This is a genomic window from Ancylobacter sp. VNQ12 (assembly GCF_049445835.1).
GTDB lineage: Bacteria > Pseudomonadota > Alphaproteobacteria > Rhizobiales > Xanthobacteraceae > Ancylobacter.
Window position 1 is genome coordinate 41,417 of record NZ_JBMSDU010000018.1, and the last position, 16,324, is coordinate 57,740.

General features: G+C 68.5%; 17 protein-coding genes. 4 read left to right on the forward strand and 13 right to left on the reverse strand.

The features are described 5' to 3' along the window. Positions 1-4: 4 nt before the first annotated feature. From ACO2RV_RS19925 to ACO2RV_RS19945, 5 genes are all read right to left on the reverse strand, one after another. Positions 5-928 (reverse strand): sugar phosphate isomerase/epimerase family protein, encoded by a 924-nt coding sequence (locus ACO2RV_RS19925; protein WP_423295991.1) that lies wholly within the window; start codon positions 926-928, stop codon positions 5-7. Positions 929-936: 8 nt separating this feature from the next. Then, entirely contained in the window at positions 937-1,746 is an 810-nt protein-coding gene (locus tag ACO2RV_RS19930; protein ID WP_423295992.1) for a carbohydrate ABC transporter permease, read from the reverse strand. Continuing rightward, a complete protein-coding gene (locus ACO2RV_RS19935) occupies positions 1,746-2,651 on the reverse strand; it encodes a carbohydrate ABC transporter permease (RefSeq protein ID WP_423295993.1) in 906 nt (301 codons plus the stop codon). The genes ACO2RV_RS19930 and ACO2RV_RS19935 overlap by 1 nt, the downstream gene beginning before the upstream one ends. An 81-nt stretch (positions 2,652-2,732) precedes the next feature. Then, positions 2,733-3,287 carry an SIS domain-containing protein gene (locus tag ACO2RV_RS19940; RefSeq protein WP_423295994.1) on the reverse strand — a complete coding sequence of 185 codons (555 nt, stop codon included), beginning with the start codon at positions 3,285-3,287 and terminating at the stop codon, positions 2,733-2,735. A 122-nt stretch (positions 3,288-3,409) separates the two neighbouring features. Then, positions 3,410-4,759 carry an ABC transporter substrate-binding protein gene (locus ACO2RV_RS19945; protein WP_423295995.1) on the reverse strand — a complete coding sequence of 450 codons (1,350 nt, stop codon included), beginning with the start codon at positions 4,757-4,759 and terminating at the stop codon, positions 3,410-3,412. Between the two features lie 299 nt (positions 4,760-5,058). Between ACO2RV_RS19945 and ACO2RV_RS19950 the strand changes: the two genes are divergently transcribed. Next, positions 5,059-5,862 carry an inositol monophosphatase family protein gene (locus tag ACO2RV_RS19950; protein ID WP_423295996.1) on the forward strand — a complete coding sequence of 268 codons (804 nt, stop codon included), beginning with the start codon at positions 5,059-5,061 and terminating at the stop codon, positions 5,860-5,862. Positions 5,863-5,873: 11 nt separating this feature from the next. On the opposite strand, the gene ACO2RV_RS19955 is transcribed toward ACO2RV_RS19950, so the two are convergent. Genes ACO2RV_RS19955 through ACO2RV_RS19975 form a run of 5 tightly spaced genes read right to left on the reverse strand, consistent with a single transcriptional unit; the run spans position 5,874 to position 10,574 of the window. After that, complete coding sequence (locus ACO2RV_RS19955; protein ID WP_423295997.1) at positions 5,874-6,761, reverse strand: 2-hydroxy-3-oxopropionate reductase; 888 nt, start codon at positions 6,759-6,761, stop codon at positions 5,874-5,876. 26 nt (positions 6,762-6,787) lie between these two features. Further along, positions 6,788-7,552, reverse strand: a complete 765-nt coding sequence (locus ACO2RV_RS19960; RefSeq protein WP_423295998.1) for an aldolase/citrate lyase family protein — start codon at positions 7,550-7,552, stop codon at positions 6,788-6,790. 55 nt (positions 7,553-7,607) lie between these two features. Continuing rightward, positions 7,608-9,107, reverse strand: coding sequence for a tripartite tricarboxylate transporter permease (locus ACO2RV_RS19965; RefSeq protein WP_423295999.1), 1,500 nt, complete (start codon positions 9,105-9,107; stop codon positions 7,608-7,610). A 16-nt stretch (positions 9,108-9,123) separates the two neighbouring features. After that, positions 9,124-9,573 (reverse strand): tripartite tricarboxylate transporter TctB family protein, encoded by a 450-nt coding sequence (locus tag ACO2RV_RS19970; RefSeq protein ID WP_423296000.1) that lies wholly within the window; start codon positions 9,571-9,573, stop codon positions 9,124-9,126. Positions 9,574-9,596: 23 nt separating this feature from the next. Beyond that, positions 9,597-10,574, reverse strand: coding sequence for a Bug family tripartite tricarboxylate transporter substrate binding protein (locus tag ACO2RV_RS19975; RefSeq protein WP_423296001.1), 978 nt, complete (start codon positions 10,572-10,574; stop codon positions 9,597-9,599). A gap of 142 nt (positions 10,575-10,716) precedes the next feature. On the opposite strand from ACO2RV_RS19975, the gene ACO2RV_RS19980 reads away from it, so the two are divergent. Next, complete coding sequence (locus ACO2RV_RS19980) at positions 10,717-11,610, forward strand: LysR substrate-binding domain-containing protein (protein WP_423296002.1); 894 nt, start codon at positions 10,717-10,719, stop codon at positions 11,608-11,610. Positions 11,611-11,625: 15 nt separating this feature from the next. On the opposite strand, the gene ACO2RV_RS19985 is transcribed toward ACO2RV_RS19980, so the two are convergent. Together ACO2RV_RS19985 and ACO2RV_RS19990 are read right to left on the reverse strand one after the other, a co-directional pair. Then, on the reverse strand, positions 11,626-12,276 hold the full coding sequence (locus ACO2RV_RS19985) for a glutamine cyclotransferase (RefSeq protein WP_423296003.1): 651 nt from the start codon (positions 12,274-12,276) through the stop codon (positions 11,626-11,628). 60 nt (positions 12,277-12,336) lie between these two features. Then, positions 12,337-13,557 carry a helix-turn-helix domain-containing protein gene (locus ACO2RV_RS19990; RefSeq protein WP_423296004.1) on the reverse strand — a complete coding sequence of 407 codons (1,221 nt, stop codon included), beginning with the start codon at positions 13,555-13,557 and terminating at the stop codon, positions 12,337-12,339. Positions 13,558-13,662: 105 nt separating this feature from the next. On the opposite strand from ACO2RV_RS19990, the gene ACO2RV_RS19995 reads away from it, so the two are divergent. Next, positions 13,663-13,923: a hypothetical protein gene (locus ACO2RV_RS19995; protein WP_423296005.1), complete on the forward strand. Its 261-nt coding sequence runs from the start codon at positions 13,663-13,665 to the stop codon at positions 13,921-13,923. A gap of 24 nt (positions 13,924-13,947) precedes the next feature. Continuing rightward, a complete protein-coding gene (locus ACO2RV_RS20000) occupies positions 13,948-14,640 on the forward strand; it encodes a DUF899 domain-containing protein (protein WP_423296006.1) in 693 nt (230 codons plus the stop codon). 80 nt (positions 14,641-14,720) lie between these two features. Here ACO2RV_RS20000 and ACO2RV_RS20005 read toward each other — a convergent pair whose 3' ends face one another. Continuing rightward, on the reverse strand, positions 14,721-16,310 hold the full coding sequence (locus tag ACO2RV_RS20005) for a gamma-glutamyltransferase family protein (protein ID WP_423296007.1): 1,590 nt from the start codon (positions 16,308-16,310) through the stop codon (positions 14,721-14,723). Between the last annotated feature and the right edge of the window lie 14 nt (positions 16,311-16,324).

Genomic DNA, 16,324 nt, shown 5'->3' on the forward strand with positions numbered 1-16,324 from the left:
TTCCTCAGGCGAAGGCCCGCTTGAGAAGCACCGACGTCGCTTCCAGCGCCTTCAGGATCGAAAGATCGTCCCGCTCGAACGGATAGAACACCTCGAGGAACACCGGCCGGTCGGCGAGCCCGGTGTCGCGCAGCAGGGCGGCGGCGGCGGCGGGGTCGACGGCGCCGGGTTCGGTGAAGTCCCAATGGCGATCCAGAGCGAAATCGGTCTGCTGGATGTGCACGGCGGTGATGACTTCGGCAAGCGCGCGGAACCACGGTTCCATGCCGCCGTGATCGGAGCCGTAGAGCGGCGCGAACGTGCCGTGCCCCCAATCCGGGCACAGGCGCCAGGGCACGGCGCTGCCGGCGACATCCGACATCATCTTGCGCGCCTGATCGATGGTCCATGGCCATTCGCGGCGCAGCGGCGTCGGTTCGACATAGAGCTCGGTGAGCCCTTCCGCCGCCGCGCGCGACGCCAGCCGCCGCATGCGGGCGATGAGGTCGTCATAGTCGGCGTCCGCAATCGCCTCCGGCTCGGTCCCGTCGAGGCGGGCGGCGATGGCGCCGAGCGGGCCACCGACGCGCGGAATGCCGGCAAGGGCAGCGAAGCGATAGGCGCGGCCGAGCCAGTGTTCGGCATAGTCGCGCACGTCCGGGTCGGGATGCAGCAGTTGGTTGAAGGTGTAGTGCGCGAGGCCGATGAAGGCGCTGTGGACCTCGATGCCATGCGCGGAGGAGGCCGCGCGGATGGCGCCGGCCTGGCGGTCCAGCACCGCGTCCTGCCACATCGGGTCGACGAGGTCGAAGGAGAACTGCACCAGATCGAGGCCGAGCCGCTCGCGCACCACGGCCGCCCACAGCTCCGGCGTCACCCAGCGCTTGACGCAGAAGCCGAGATTGATACCGAGGGTGATGGGGGCGTGACCGCTCGTTTCCGCGCTCAATTCGCCGCTCACTTGGTCGCCCCCATGGTGAGGCCGCGCACCATGTGGCGCGAGACGATGAGCGCGAAGATCGTCACCGGCAGCACGATGACCGTGCCGGTGGCCATGATCTTGCCCCAGGGCAGTTCGTAGCCCGACATGAAGGAGGTGGCGACCACCGGGGCGGTCTGCGCCGCGCGGCGGGTGAGCACCAGCGCGTAGAGCAGCTCGTTCCACGAGAAGATGAAGGAGAAGATCGCCGACACCGCGATGCCCGGCGCGCCGAGCGGCAGGTAGATCTTGCGGAAGATGGTGAACTGGTCGGCGCCGTCGAGCCGCGCCGCCTGTTCGAGGTCCGGCGGGATCGACTTGAACTGGTCGGTGACGATCCACACCACGATCGGGATGTTGAAGGTGAGGTAGATCAGGATCAGCACGAGATGGGTGTCGAGCAGATTGGCGTACATGGCGAGCAGATAGACCGGCAGCGCCAGCACGATCGGGCTCGTCATGCGGTTGGAGATGAACCAGAACCACAGGTCCGACTTGCCGCGGAACTCGTAGCGCGCCAGCGCGAAGGCGGCTGGCGTGCCGAGCACCACCGCCAGCAGCGTGGTCGCGGTGGCGACGATCAGAGAGTTGACGATCGCGCCGGAGACCTTGGTGTCGGAGAAGATCTCGACATAGTTCTGCAACGTCGGGGTGAAGAACCACACCGGCGGCGAGGCGAGAATGTCGGACTGGGTCTTGAAGCTCGCCGCCACCATCCACAGGAACGGGAACAGCGAGAAGCCGATGACGGCGACGAGACCGAGCGCATGAAGCAGCTTGCCGCGCATCAGTTGACCTCCCGGTAGAGCAGGCGGATGTACAGCCGGCTGATGACGATGGTGATGATGAGCAGCAGGATGGCCTGAGCCGAGGCGGTGCCGAGGTCGAAGATGCGGAAGCCGACGCGCTGGATGTAGATCGAGATGAGGTCGGTGGCCGAGCCGGGGCCGCCGCGGGTCATCACGAACACCATGTCGAACAGCTTCAGCACGTCGGCCGAGCGCAGGATCATCACCGCGGTGAGGCTCGGCATCAGATAGGGCATCTGCACATGGCGCAGCAGCGCCAGCTTGGACGAGGTCTCCAGCCGCGCCGCCTCCTCGATCTCACCCGGCACCATGGAGAGGCCGGCGAGGAAGATGAGGGCGCAGAACGGCGTCCACTGCCACACATCCATGATGACGATCGCGGCGAAGGCGCCGCCCTGGGTGCCGAGCCAATCGATGCCGCCGATGCCGAACCCGTCGAGGAACTGGTTGGCGACGCCGAATTCGCGATTGAAGATGAGCCGGCCGATGAGGCCGACCACCGCATAGGTGGTGGCGAGCGGCACCACCAGCGTCACCCGCGCCAGCGACTTGAGCAGGCCGAGGCCCGGCTTGTGCAGCAGCAGCGCGATGATGAGGCCGAGCACGACCTGGATCGGCAGCACCGTGACGTAGAACTTGGCGGTGAGCGCCAGCGAGGCCCAGAAGGTGCTGTCGGTGAGCACCGCGACGTAGTTCTCGAAGCCCACGAAGGGAAAGCCCTCGCGCGGCCGGGCGATGTTGTAGCGCCGGAACGAGGTGACCAGCGCGAAGATGGTGGGGTAGATGCCGATCAGGAACAGCGTGAGGACGGCCGGGGCCAGGAACCAGGCCGGCGTCCAGCGGCCATATCCTCGGTTGGGCTTGGCGGCGGGTGCTTCACTCATGGGCGTCGGGTCCTCGGCGTGGGGCCGCCGGTTTCGGGGGCGTCGACAGGGGCGGAAGTCCAGCCCGGAGGGACGGAGGGGTCACTCCAGATTGGTATGGTTCGCCCGCATCTGCGCCGGCGTCACCCCAAGCCGATCGCGCAGGCCCAGGATGAGAATTTCGAACAGCACGTAGAGCGCGCCCTCATAGAGCGAACCCATAGGCAGCACGGATGTTGCCCCCGCGCTCTGGTCGCGGGCCATGGTCTGCGCCGGCACGGTGAGCACGCGGTCGGCCTTCGCGGCTGCCTGGCCCTCCGGCTCGGCGGTGACGACCAGCGTGCGGGCACCGGCGGCGCGCGCGACGCCGATCAGCGCCGAGACGGTGGAGAAATCGCCCGGACCCGCCGAGACGATGAGCAGGTCGCCGGGGCCGACCGGCGGGGTGGTCATGTCGCCCACCATCGCCGCCTTCAGCCCGAGATGGAACAGGCGCATGGCAAGGCCCTTGATCGCCAGACCCTCGCGGCCGACGCCATACAGCGCGATGCGGCCGGCGGTGGCGATCTCGGCGAGGGCGGCCTCGACGTCCTCGCCGCTCACCTTGTCGAGGCAGTCGCCGATCTCGTCCAGTGCGCGTCGGTGCAGTGTGGTCATGGCGTCGAAACCCGCAGGCGTCAGGAGGAAAAGAAGGCGGATGCCGCTTCGCGGGTCACGGCATCCGCCTGCCGAGGCCGGCGACGAACAGGGCGCGGGGCCCGGCCGTCGCCAGCGTCAACTCACTGGAGCAGCTTCTTCTTGCCGTCGTAATAGCCTTCCTTGCCGAGGATGGTCTCCATGCGGGTGCCGATCTCCTTGGAGCCGGCCTCGACCGAGACTTCACCAAGCTCCATCTTGGAGCCCCATTCGGCGACAATCTCGGAGATCGCCGGCCACGCCGGGAAGCGCGGGCGATATTCGGGAACGCCGGCCTGCCAGGAGGCGACCATCGGCGCGACGAACTTGTACTTCGCCGCGATCTCCGGGTCCTTGTAGACGGCCATGCGGCCCGAGACGCCGCCGGCCTCGACATAGGCCTTGGCGATCTCTTCCGAGGTGGCCCACTGGATGAACAACCAGGTGGCCTTCTGCTGCTCGGGGGTCGCCTGCGCGGCGACGGCGAGCGAGAAGCCGCCCAGCGCGGGCAGGCGTCCGGCGGGACCCGCCGGCTCGGGCGCCACGGCGAGGCAGTCGCCGAGCTTGGAGGTCGCGGGATCCGCCAGCGTCGAATAGAAGGCCGACCATTCGGTGATCATCGCCACCTGACCCTGCGCCAGCGCGTTCACGGCTTCGGCGTGATCGAAGCTGACGACGCCGGGCGGCTGGTACTTGAGCAACTCCTGGCGGAAGTTGAGGCCGGCCTGGCTTTCCTTGCTCATCAGGTTCGACTTGAACTCCTTGTTGAGGAGCGAGCCGCCGAAAGGCCACAGGAAGCGCATGAAGCTGTCGGCCGACTGGGTCTCGCCGCGGCGCGACTGCAGGGCATAGGCGTACTGGTTCTTCGAGGCGTCGGTCAGCTTGGGTGCGTAGACGTCCTTGAACTCCGCCCAGGTCGCCGGCGGCTTGTCGAAGCCGGCTTCCTTCAGTTTGCAGGAATTATAGAACAGCAGGCCGGAATAATTGTCGAAGGGCAGGCCGTAGGTGGTGCCGCCCCAGGAGCCGAACGCGGTCAGCAGCAGCGGGAAGAAGCCCGGCAGGTTCAGGTTCGGATCGGTGATCGACTTGTCCTTGGCGAGCTCGTCGACCGGCACCAGCCAGCCATTCTCGGCGAATTCGCCGATCCAGACGAGGTCGACCAGCGCCATCGTGGTATCGCCGCGCGAGGTGAAGTTGAGCACCTGCTTCTCGCGGGCGTTCTCGTAGGGGACGATCTCGTAATTGACCTTGATGCCGGTGCGCTTCTCGAACTCCGGCAGCAGCTTGATGATGGCCCGGTAGCCGGGACGGTCGAGGAAGACGCCGGAAATCTCGGTGCCCTTCAGCGGCTTGGCGGCGTCGGCGAGCCAGTCGGCGAAGGCGGCGACCGGCATGGTCGCGGTTGCCACGGCGATGGCGGCAACGCTGACGCAGATTCTCAATGCACGATTCATGTGTTTCCTCCTGAGATGGCGCATCACCCCGTTGGGCGAGGCCGGCATCCGGGCGACTTGGGTCGCCTCTCACCTTTTGGCGCACACGCGAAAGGACGCAGACGGTGCCGCTTCCTGCCTGTGCGCGAGACGATTCCGTCGCCTTCGGCCGGCGGGCTTGCGAGAATGCCCAACGGTGGAAGCCACGACAGCACGCGATCGATGCGGAAACCGATACATTTGTAATCTGAAATATGCAATAGCATCACACGGTGCTGATGCGCCGTTACACCGCGATGAGACGTCGGAGGCCTTCGAGGATGAGTTCGGGACAGACTGCGCAGGCCGATCCGTTGCAAAGCCGGCTCGCCATTGCCGAGAGGCTGGCGCGGACCGCCGGCGACAAGGCGCGCGCCTTCTTTCTCAATCGCGACGCGCTGCATGCGATGTCGAAGTCCGATTCGCAGGATCTGGTCAGCGAGGCGGACCGGGCGATCGAGGCCTGGCTGCGCGCCGCTATCCGCGAAGCGTTTCCCGAAGACGGCATCGTCGGCGAGGAGGAAGCCGCATCGGAGGGCAGCTCGGGCTTCGTCTGGGTGATCGACCCGATCGATGGCACCATGCCGTTCCTGGTCGGCCAGCCCAACTGGACGGTGTCGATCGGCGTCGCCTGGGAGAAGCGGCCGGTGATCGGCGTGATCTTCGCGCCGATGATGGACGAACTCTATGCGGCGGTGGAGGGAGGCGGGGCGAGGCTCAACGGACGCCCGCTCACCATCAACGCGGACTGGACGATCGCCTCGACCACCATCGGCTTCGGCGCCACGCAGAAGGCGTCGCCGCGCGAGGTCGGGGCCTTCACCGAGGCGCTGTACCACGCCGGCGGGGTGCTGTTCCGGGTCGGGTCAGGCGCGCTGATGCTGGCCTATGTCGCGGCCAGCCGGCTGGCCGGCTATTACGACCCCATCCTGTATTGCTGGGACTGCTGGGCCGGCATCGTTCTGGTGCGCGAGGCCGGCGGCGTGGTCACCTTCGACGGCGATCTCGCCACACCCGGCCCGATGTGGGCCGGCAATCGCCGCGTGCATGACGAGCTGCGCCGCCTGAGTCATGGCACCCCCTGAGGCGCGAAGGCTCACGCCTCGGGCGTGACGGTGTGGTTTGCGAGCAGTTCCAGCGCCTTGACCAGCGCGGAATGATCGAGCGCGGCGCCGCCATGGGCCGCGACCGAGGAGAACAGCTGCTGCGCCAGCGCGGTGGACGGCAGCGACATCTGCAGCTGCCGCGCGCCGGTCAAGGCGAGGTTCAGGTCCTTCTGGTGCAGCTCGATGCGGAAGCCGGGCGCGAAGGTCCGCTTCACCATGCGCTCGCCATGCACTTCCAGGATGCGCGAATTGGCGAAGCCGCCCATCAGCGCCTGGCGCACCTTGGCCGGATCGGCGCCCGCCTTGGAGGCAAACAGCAGCGCCTCGCCGACGGCGAGGATGTTCAGCGCCACGATGATCTGGTTGGCCACCTTGGTGGTCTGGCCGTCGCCATTGCCGCCGACCAGGGTGATGTTCTTGCCCATCTTCTCGAACAGCGGCTTGACCGTCTCGAAGGCGGCCTCCGGGCCGCCGACCATGATGGTGAGCGAGGCGGCCTTGGCGCCGACCTCGCCGCCCGACACCGGGGCGTCGAGATAGTCGCAGCCGAGCGCGTTGATCTTCGCCGCGAATTCCTTGGTCTCGACCGGGGCGATCGACGACATGTCGACCACGATCTTGCCCGCTGTCAGACCCGCCGCAATCCCGTTCTCGCCGAACAGCACCTTGCCGACGTCGGCCGTGTCGGGAAGCATGGTGAAGATCACCTCGGCGGCTCGCGCCACCTCCTGCGGGCTGGCGCAGGCGATGGCGCCGGCCTGCGTTAGCACCTGCGGCAGCCCGCTGCGCGAATGGGCGTAGAGCGCGTGCCCTCCCGCCAGAAGATGGGCGGCCATGGGCGTGCCCATGATGCCGAGACCGACGAAGCCGAGTTTCATGCTTCACTCCTCACACGCGTGGCGGCTCACGCCTTGAACTTCTTCGCGATGGCTTCGCTGGTCCGTGCGAGAAGCCCGGTGTCGATGCCGACCGCCGTATAGGTGCAGCCCGCCGCCATATAGCGCCGCGCCAGCGTCTCGTCGCCGGTGAGGATGCCCGCGGGCTTGCCGGTGGCGACGATGCGGCCGATCGCGGCTTCGATCAATTCGACGATGTAGGGGTTGCCCTGGTCGCCGAGATAGCCGAGGTCGGCGGAGAGGTCGCCCGGCCCGATGAACAGCCCGTCAATGCCGGGCACGGCGGCGATCGCCTCGATATTGTCGAGCGCCTGCCGGGTTTCGATCTGCACCAGGATGCACAGCTCCTCATGCGCCCGGTGATGATAATTCGCCACGCGGCCATAGCGCGAGGCGCGGGTCGCGCCGGCGAAGCCGCGCACGCCGTCCGGGGCGAAACGGGTCGCCGCCACGGCCGCCTGCGCCTGCTCCACCGTCTCGACCATCGGCACCAGGAAGGTCTGCGTGCCGATATCTAGGAAGCGCTTGAACACGATCGGGTCATTCACCGGAATGCGCACGATCGGATGGGTGGTGTTCTCCATCGCGGCGTGAAGCTGGCCCATCACGCCCGGCACGTCGTTCGGCGCATGCTCGCCATCGATGATCAGCCAGTCGAAGCCCGAGCCGGCGAGGATCTCGGTCGCGGTGGGGCTCGCCATCGAGTTCCAGAAGCCGATCTGCTGCTGGCCGGCGATGAGCTTGCGCTTGAAATGGTTGACGGGCAGGTCCACGGGAAACGTCCTTCTGGATGCGGGCAAGTCGGCTGGGAGGGGAACAGGCTGCGCGCTACTCGGCGAGCGCTTCCTTGCGGGTGCGCAGCACCTGGGGCGAGAGCATGGCGAGCAGCATCAGCGCCACCACGCCGAGCAGGACGGCGCTGATCGGCCGGGTGAGGAATACCGAGGGATCGCCATCGGAAAGCTGCATGGCGCGGCGGAAATTCTCCTCCAGCTGCGGGCCGAGCACGAGGCCGAGCAGCAGCGGGGCCGGCTCCACGCCGACCTTGATGAAGAAATAGCCGACCAGCGCGCAGCCCAGCATCAGCCAGACATTGAACGCACTGTTGGAGATGCCGTAGGTGCCGATGCAACAGAACAGCACGATGGCCGGGAACAACAGCCGGTAGGGGATCTTCAGCATCGAGACCCACAGCCCGACCAGCGGCAGGTTGATGATCAAGAGCATCAGATTGCCGGTCCACATGGAGGCGATGACGCCCCAGACCAGCGCCGGCTGCTCGGTCATCACCTGCGGGCCGGGCTGGATGCCCTGCATCATCAATGCGCCGATCATCAGCGCCATCAGCGCGTTGGCGGGGATGCCGAGAGTGAGCAGCGGGATGAAGCTGGTCTGCGCCCCGGCATTGTTGGCCGCCTCCGGGCCGGCGACGCCCTCGATGGCGCCCTTGCCGAAGCGGCTCGGGTCCTTCGCCAGCTTCTTCTCCAGCGCATAGGCGGTGAAGGGCGGCAGCGCCGCGCCGCCACCCGGTAGCACGCCGAGCGCCGAACCGATGAAGGTGCCGCGCAGCATGGCGGGGAACGCCGCTCCGAGGTCGGCGCGCGAGGGAACGAGGTCGCGCAGCTTCTGGCTCACCACCTGTCGCACTTCCGGCCGCTCGAGATTGGCGATGATCTCGGCGAGCCCGAACATGCCCATCGCCACCGGCACGAAGTCCAGCCCGTCGGCCAGCGCCGACACGCCGAAGGTCATGCGGGCGACGCCGGAATTGACGTCGATGCCCACCGTGCCGATCAGCAGGCCGAGGAACACCATCGCCAGCGACTTGGCGACCGAGCCATGCGCCAGCACCACGGCGGCGAACAGGCCGAGCACCAGCAGGCTGAAATATTCCACCGCGGTGAATTTCATCGCCAGCGCCGCCAAAGGCAGGCTGAGCAGGGCGATGACCACGGTGGCGACCGTGCCGGCGAAGAAGGACGAGATGGCGGCGATGGCGAGCGCCGGGCCGGCGCGGCCCTGCTTGGCCATTTCGTGCCCGTCGAGGCAGGTGACGACGGACGAGGTCTCGCCCGGCACGTTCACCAGGATGGCCGTGGTCGAGCCACCATATTGCGCGCCATAGAAGATGCCGGCGAGCATGATGAGAGAGGAGGCCGGCTCCAGCCCGAAGGTGAAGGGCAGCAGCAGCGCCACCGTCGGGATCGGCCCGATGCCGGGCAGCACGCCGATGGCGGTGCCGATCACCACGCCGATCAGGCAATAGACCAGATTGTTGAGCTGCAGGGCCGTGGAGAGACCGAGGAGCAGGTTGTCGAACAGTTCCATGACGCGCCTGCGGTGCTCACCAGGGCCAGATCGCCACCGGCAGGGCAAGCGCCTTCACGAACAGAAGGACCGCCCCGGCAGTGATGCACAGGCCGAACAGGATGACTTCGAAGAAGCGGCTTTCGCGGCTGGCGATGGCGGCGACGAGGACCGCGGCGAGCGAGGCGGCGGCAAGGCCGGACGTCTCGATCAGCAGGGCGAACATCCCCACCGCGACGCCGACGCCGAGGATCGGGCGCCACTGCGCCGGCTCGATGCCGGCGAATGGCCGGCGCAGCCCCCGCACGGTGAAGAACAGCCCGAAGCCGAGCAACGCCAGGGCGATGGCGCGCGGCATGTAGCCGGGCCCCATATTCGCCGCGGTGCCGCCGGCGAGCTTCCAGGTGGCGGCGAAGGTGCCCGCCGCCACCGTGGTGAGGAACAGGCCGAACAGCAGGTCCGGCCAGTCGATCCGACGCTGTGTCACGGGTGCCGTCCGCGCTGGAGCGATCAGTTGGTCTTGATGTCGGCGGCGCGGACGATGCCGCCCCAGTTCTTGATGTTGGCGGTGAGCCAGGCTTTCACATCGTCGGGCGTGCCGGGACGCACGGAACCACCCTGTTCGGCGATCTTCTCCTTGATCTCCGGCAAAGCGAGGATCTTCTGCAACTCGGCATTCAGCCGCGCGACGACCTCCGGCGGGGTCTTGCCGGTGGTGAGCAGGGCCTGCCAGGTGCCGGCATCGCTGAGCGGCAACTTGGCTTCCTTGAAGGTCTCGACATTCGGCAGGCTGGCGAGGCGCTCGTCACCTGTTACCGCGATGCCGACGAGCTGGTTGCTGGTGACGAAGGGCAGCGTCGCGGTGGCGCCGTTGATGATCACGTTGCTCTCGCCGGAGACGACGGCGCGCGAGGCCGCCGAGCCGCCCTTGTAGGGCACGTTCTTCCAGTCGATGCCGAGATCGCGGGCGAGCGCGACCGCCGTGATGTGGTTGAGCGCGCCGACGCCGGAATTGGCCACCGCGAGCTTGCCGGGATTGGCTTTGGCGTAGGCGACAAGCTCCGCGAGGTTCTTGGCCGGCACCGACGGGTTCACCGCCAGCACATAAGGGCCGAACATCACCATGCCGACCGGGGCGAGGTCGGTTTCGACATTATAGGAGAGGTCGGGGAACAGGCTCGGCGCGACGGCGAGCGAGCCGATATCCATCAGCAGCAGCGTGTGGCCGTCCGGGCGGGCCTTGGCGACGGTGTCGGCGCCGATATTGCCGGCCGCGCCGGGCTTGTTCTCGACGACGACCGGCTGGCCGATCGCCTCGGAAAGCTTGGGGCTGATGAGGCGGGCGAGAATGTCGGACGTGCCGCCCGGCGCGAAGGGCACGACGATGCGCACGGGGCGCTCGAAATTCTGCGCCGAGGCGAGGGCGGGAGCGAGGGCGCCGCAAAGCGCGAGGGCGGTAGCGGCTGCCTTGATCAGGCGAAAGGACATTGGCGTTTCCTCCAGAAACGACGGCGGACAGGGCGACGTGTTTTTTTGGGATGGCTGGCGTGGCGATCCGGTTTGCAGCCTAGGCGAGATGCGATGCCCGAATGAGTTGTTCTCTGCATCGATCAATGCCAAATTTGGATCGATGTTTGAGCTCAGCCATCTCCGCTGCTTCGTTGCGGTCGCCGAAGAACTGCATTTCGGCCGGGCCGCCGCGCGGCTGAATCTCACCCAGCCGCCGCTGAGCCGGCAGATCCAGCTGCTGGAGCATGTGCTCGACGTGCGCCTGCTCGACCGCACCAGCCGCTCGGTGAGCCTGACCCGTGCCGGGCAGAACTTTCTCCCCGAGGCGCGCCGCCTGCTCCGGCTGGCGGAGGGCGCGGCACTGGCCGCACGGCGCACGGCGAGCGGCGAGGAGGGGTCGATCACCCTCGGCTTCACCGCGGCCTCGGGCTACGACTTCCTGCCGCGCCTGATCAAGAGCTTCCGCTCGGCGGCGCCGGGCATCGACCTCGTGCTGAAGGAGATGGTCTCGACTGACCAGTTCGAATCGCTCACGGCCGGGCGCATCGATGTCGGGCTGGTGCGCCCGACCTTCAACCGGCGCGAGGTGAATTCGGTCTGCGTGGTGCGCGAGCCGCTGCTGCTCGCCGCCCCGGAGGGCCACCCGCTGGCCGCCGCGCCGCAGGTGCATCTGGCGGATCTCGACCGGCAGCCGATGGTCACCTACTCGCCTTACGAGGCGCGCTATTTCTACGACCTGCTGGCGACGCTGTTCGCCTCGGCGGCGATAACCCCGCGCTATGTGCAGCACATCAGCCAGGTGCATTCCATCCTCGGCCTGGTCAAGGCGGGGATCGGACTGGCGCTGGTGCCGCGCGCGGCGCGCAACCTCCGCTTCGAGGGGGTGGCGCTGCGCCCGCTGGAGCTCGATACGCCGTCGATCGTCGAGCTTCACGCCATCTGGCGGACGACCAACGCCAACCCGGCGATCGACACCTTGCGCGCTACGCTGCGGCAGCTCACCAGCCTGGCCTGAGCGGCGGCAGCGCGTTCAGGACGCCGGATCGGCGCGCTTCGGCCGGCGGATGGCCCGCACCTTGCCACTGCCGCCGCCACCGCAGAAGAACCGGTCGCCGCCATCGGATTCCAGCCCGGAGACGCCGGTTCCGGCCGGCATGTCGAGCCGCTCGAGCACCTCGCCGGTGCGCGGGTCTATGCGCCGGACATCGCTCGCCTCGTCCTGCCAGGTGCCGTGCCAAAGCTCGCCGTCGACCCAGGTGACGCCGGTGACGAAACGGTCGGATTCGATGCTGCGCAGCACCGCGCCGGTGTTGGGGTCGATCTGGTGGATGCGGCGGCTGCGGTACTGCCCGACCCACAGGGATCCCTCGGCCCAGGCGAGGCCTGAATCCGCGCCATTACCGGGCGCCGGGATGGTCGCGACCACGTCGCCGCTCGCCGGGTCGATCTTGCGGATCACCGCCTCGGCGATCTGGTACAGGTGCTTGCCATCGAAGGCGGTGCCGGCGTCCGCTGGCACGTCGAGCGTGCCGATGATCGCACCGTTCTCGGGATCGAGCGCGTTCAGCCCGTTGACCGAGGCGAACCAGACGTGGCGGCCATCGAAGCTGACGCCGGCAACGTCGCCGGCTTCCGGGAAGGGGCCATATTCGCGAAGGATCTCGGCGGGTGCGTGTTTCATGTCGTCACTCCAGAGCCTGATCCGATCAGGTTGTCTCAACCTGATCAGATAACGCGTTCTCTAGCTGCCCGTCAGTTGAACCGGGAGTAACAAGCTTGTCGGGAAACCCGGCACGCTCAAGGCCATCCAGCGGCAGGCCCGCCCGCGCCCGAAGGCCTCGACCTTGCCCTCCGCCGCCAGCGTCTCCAGCGCGCGCTGCACCGTGCGGGGACTGATGCCGAGCGCCATCGCGAGCGCCGAACTCGACCACGCCTCGCCATCGGCGAGCAGCGCCAGCACCTCGGCATGTGCGTCCTCGACCGGCGGCGCGAACAGGGCGACGGCGCGCGAGCGTTGCGGGATCAGCGCGAAGCCCCTGCGCGTCGCGCTGATCCCGGCCATTGGCCGCAGGGCCTTGCGCAGCCGCCCGATCTCGACCCGCAGCCGCGCGCGGTGGGATTCATCGGCCTCGCGTGCCCGGAAGGCCCGCGCGATCAACCCTTCGCGCGAGGCGTCGCCGGGCCAGGCTTCGGCGAGCGTGCGGGCGAGGGCGAACAGCACGGGGCGGCCGGCGAGCGGAACGAGCGTGGTCCCGGTGCGGACGACACCGCGACAGGCATCGACGGCCAGCGTGTCCGAAGCGATCAGCGCTTCGACTTCGGCGAGCCCCAGCAAGCGCTGTCCATCCCGCGTGACGAGGCGAGCGGCCGGGGCGTCGAGGGCGTGCGCCGTCCGGTCGACCTCCGCCGCCAGTGCGGGAATCCGCGCGGCCTGCGCGGCGCGCCGGGCCTGATCCAGCGCGGCACGCGCCGTCTCCGCCTGAATGCGCCGCATCGCGAGGCCGACCGCGACCAGCCAGTATCCGGTGCGCGACGCCTGCGGCAGTGCGTCGGCATCGAGCGAATGGAGCGCGCGCTCGGTCTCATCGAGGCGTCCCACCAGCAGCAGGTGCCGGGCTTCGAGGTAGCCGGCATGGGCGGCGTTCGCGCGGTCGCCATGGGCGTCGAGCGCCGCCCGCGCCGCACTGAGCGTCCGCAGCGGACCGCTCAGATCGCGCGAGACCAGCGCGATCTCCGCCTCGGCGACGGCGCAGCGCGCCCGCGCCATGGGCTCGGTCGGACCGAAGCCGCGTGCGGCGCGGCGCAGCAGCTCTTTCGCGCGCTTGAAGTCGCCGAGCTGCGCCATGGCGATGCCGCGCAGCGCGAGCGCGGGGGGATCCTCGCGCAGCGCGACCCGCTTCAGCGCCGCCAGCGGATCGCCCTGCGCCAGCGCCCGGCCAGCGGCGGTGATCAGCGAGTCCATGGAAATCCCGCCAAACTTGTCACTCTCACCCGGTCCACGCGCGGCCCTAGGTTTCTCTCGCCCTGCAATCAGCGGGCACGGCGACAATCAATCGGGAGGCGGAGAATGACAATGTCCCCACTCGCCAGAGAGGGCCGCCATGCCGGCGGGCGGGCAAGCGGCGTAGGCGAATGGCTCGCCCTCGCCGCGGCGCCGACCTTCGGCCTGATGGCGTTGAGCGCGGCGGTCGTCCCGCCGCCGGTCACGCTGTGCAGCTCCGGCCTCCTGCCGCTCGACGGCATGGCCACGATGTACCTGCTGATGAGCCTCTTCCATCTGTCGCCCTGGCTGAAGCTCGCTTCCGGCGGCTTCCCGGCGCGCAGCTGACCCAGCAAGCAAAGGAGACTGACCATGAACCACGCCATCGTTTCACGCCAGGAATGGCTCGACGCCCGCAAGGCGCTTCTCGCCCGGGAGCGGGCCGTGACCCACGAGCTCGACGCGCTGCGCGCCGAGCGCCGGCAGTTGCCCTGGGTTCGGATCGAGAAGCCCTATGTCTTCACCGGACCGGACGGCGACTGCACGCTGGCCGATCTGTTCGGCGACCGCAGCCAGCTCGTCGTCTACCACTTCATGCTGACGCCGGGCTCGGAGCATATCTGCCCCGGCTGCTCGTTCATCGCCGATCATGTCGATGCGGCGCGGCAGCATTTCGAGCAGGCCGACCTTGCCTTCGCCGCGATCTCGCGCGTGCCGCTGGCGCGGATCGAGGAGGTGAAGCAGCGCCTCGGCTGGACCTTCCCCTGGGTGTCCTCGCAGGGCAGCGACTTCAATTTCGACTTCGGCGTGTCGTTCCGGCCGGAGGACATCGCCGCCGGCCGGGCGATCTACAATTACGGCACGGTGATCCAGCGGAGCCAGGATATGCACGGCACCAGCATCTTCGTGAAGGGCGAGGACGGCGCCGTCTTTCACAGCTACTCGACCTATCACCGCGGGAATGAGCTGCTGATCGGCGCGTTCAACTGGCTCGATCTCGTCCCCAAGGGACGCAATGAGGACGGCTCGACCATGGGCTGGGTGCGGCTGCACGACGAATACTGAAGCGGGGCAGGCGTGCTGTGTGTCCGGCCCCTGGCGGCGTCGTCTCGCCGTCAGGAGCCGCGCAGTCGGAAGCCGCGCAGCTAGAAGCCCATGGCTGCACCATCGCTACGCGGATCGCTCGCGCCCTCCAGGCGCCCATCCGCGTGGCGGGCGATCGCGCCGGCATGGCCCATCATGGCGTCGAACGGCGCCACCACCTCCACATCATGGCCGGCCGCCCGCAGCGCGGCGACGAGGTCCGGCGGGAAGCGGTCCTCCAGCTTGAGCGTCACGGTCTCCGCGCCCCAGGTCCTGCCGAGCAGCCAGCGCGGCGCGGTGATCGCGGCCTGAAGCTCCGAGCCGAAGAACGCATAACGCGAGAAGAGCGCGGCCTGCGTCTGCGGCTGGCCTTCCCCGCCCATGGTGCCGTAGACCATGTGGCGGCCGTCCTCGAAGGAGGCCATGGCGGGGTTCAGCGTGTGGAACGGCTTGCGGCCGGGCTCCAGCACGCGCGGCCCCTCGCCGCGGAGCTGGAAGCTCGATCCGCGATTCTGCCAGACGATGCCGGTCTGCGGCAGCACGACGCCGGAACCGAACTCGAAATAGATGCTTTGGATGAAGCTGACCGCCAGCCCGTCGCCATCGATGGCGCCGAGCCACACCGTGTCGCCGGCGGAGGGCGGAGCGGGCCAGGGCAGGGCCTTGGCGCGGTCGATCCGCGCGGCAAGGCGGTCGAGCGCCTCATCGGTGAGCCAGTCTTCCGGCCTGCCGGTCATGGCATCGGGGTCGCCAATGAGGCGGTCGCGGACGAGGAACGCCTGCTTGGTGGCTTCGATCAGCCCATGGAGATGATCGACGCCCTCTGCCTCGCGCACGCCCAGCCGGCGAAACAGAGCGAGGATCATCAGCGAGGACAGGCCTTGCGTCGGCGGCGGGAAATTGAAGAGCCGCATGCCGGGAAGGTGAACCGACAGCGGCGCGACGCGCCGGGAGCGGCAGGAGGCGAGATCGTTCAGCGTCACCGGCGCGCCGGCCTGGGCGAGATCACCGGCAATCTCGCGCGCGAGCGCGCCGCGATAGAAGCTCTCGGTGCCCTCGGTGCCGATACGCTCCAGCGTTTCTCCGAGCGCCGGCAGCTTCATGACCGAGCCCGTGGCCGGCGCCTTGCCGTCGACGAGGAAGCTGGCGGCAAAGCCCGGCATGGCGGCGAGTTCGGGGCGCTTCTGCGCCGTGAGCTCGCTCTGGCTGGCGGTGACGGCAAAGCCGTTGCGGGCATGCCAGACCGCATCCTCGACAAGGCGCGCGAGCGGCAGCCGGCCGCCCCTCTCCGCGCTCACGGCCAGCGCTTCGCCCCAGCCCGCCACCGTGGCGGCGGTGGTGTTGGCGGCGAGCGGCCCGCGCTGGGGAATGGCGTCCAGCCCTGCCCGGAAATACAGCTCCGGGGTTGCCGCCGCGACGGCGCGGCTGCAGGCGTCGATGCCGACGGGTTCCTCGCCCGGCGCGCCGATGAGCCAGAAGCCGTCACCGCCGATGGCGGTCATATGCGGGTAGACCACGGCGAGGGCCGCCGCCATGGCGACCGTCGCCTCGATGGCGTTGCCGCCTTCGCGCAGGACACGCAGTCCCGCCTCGCTGGCGAGATGGTGCGGGGACGTCACCATGCCGCGACGGGCACGAACAGTATTCAGCATGTGATGCGTACTCC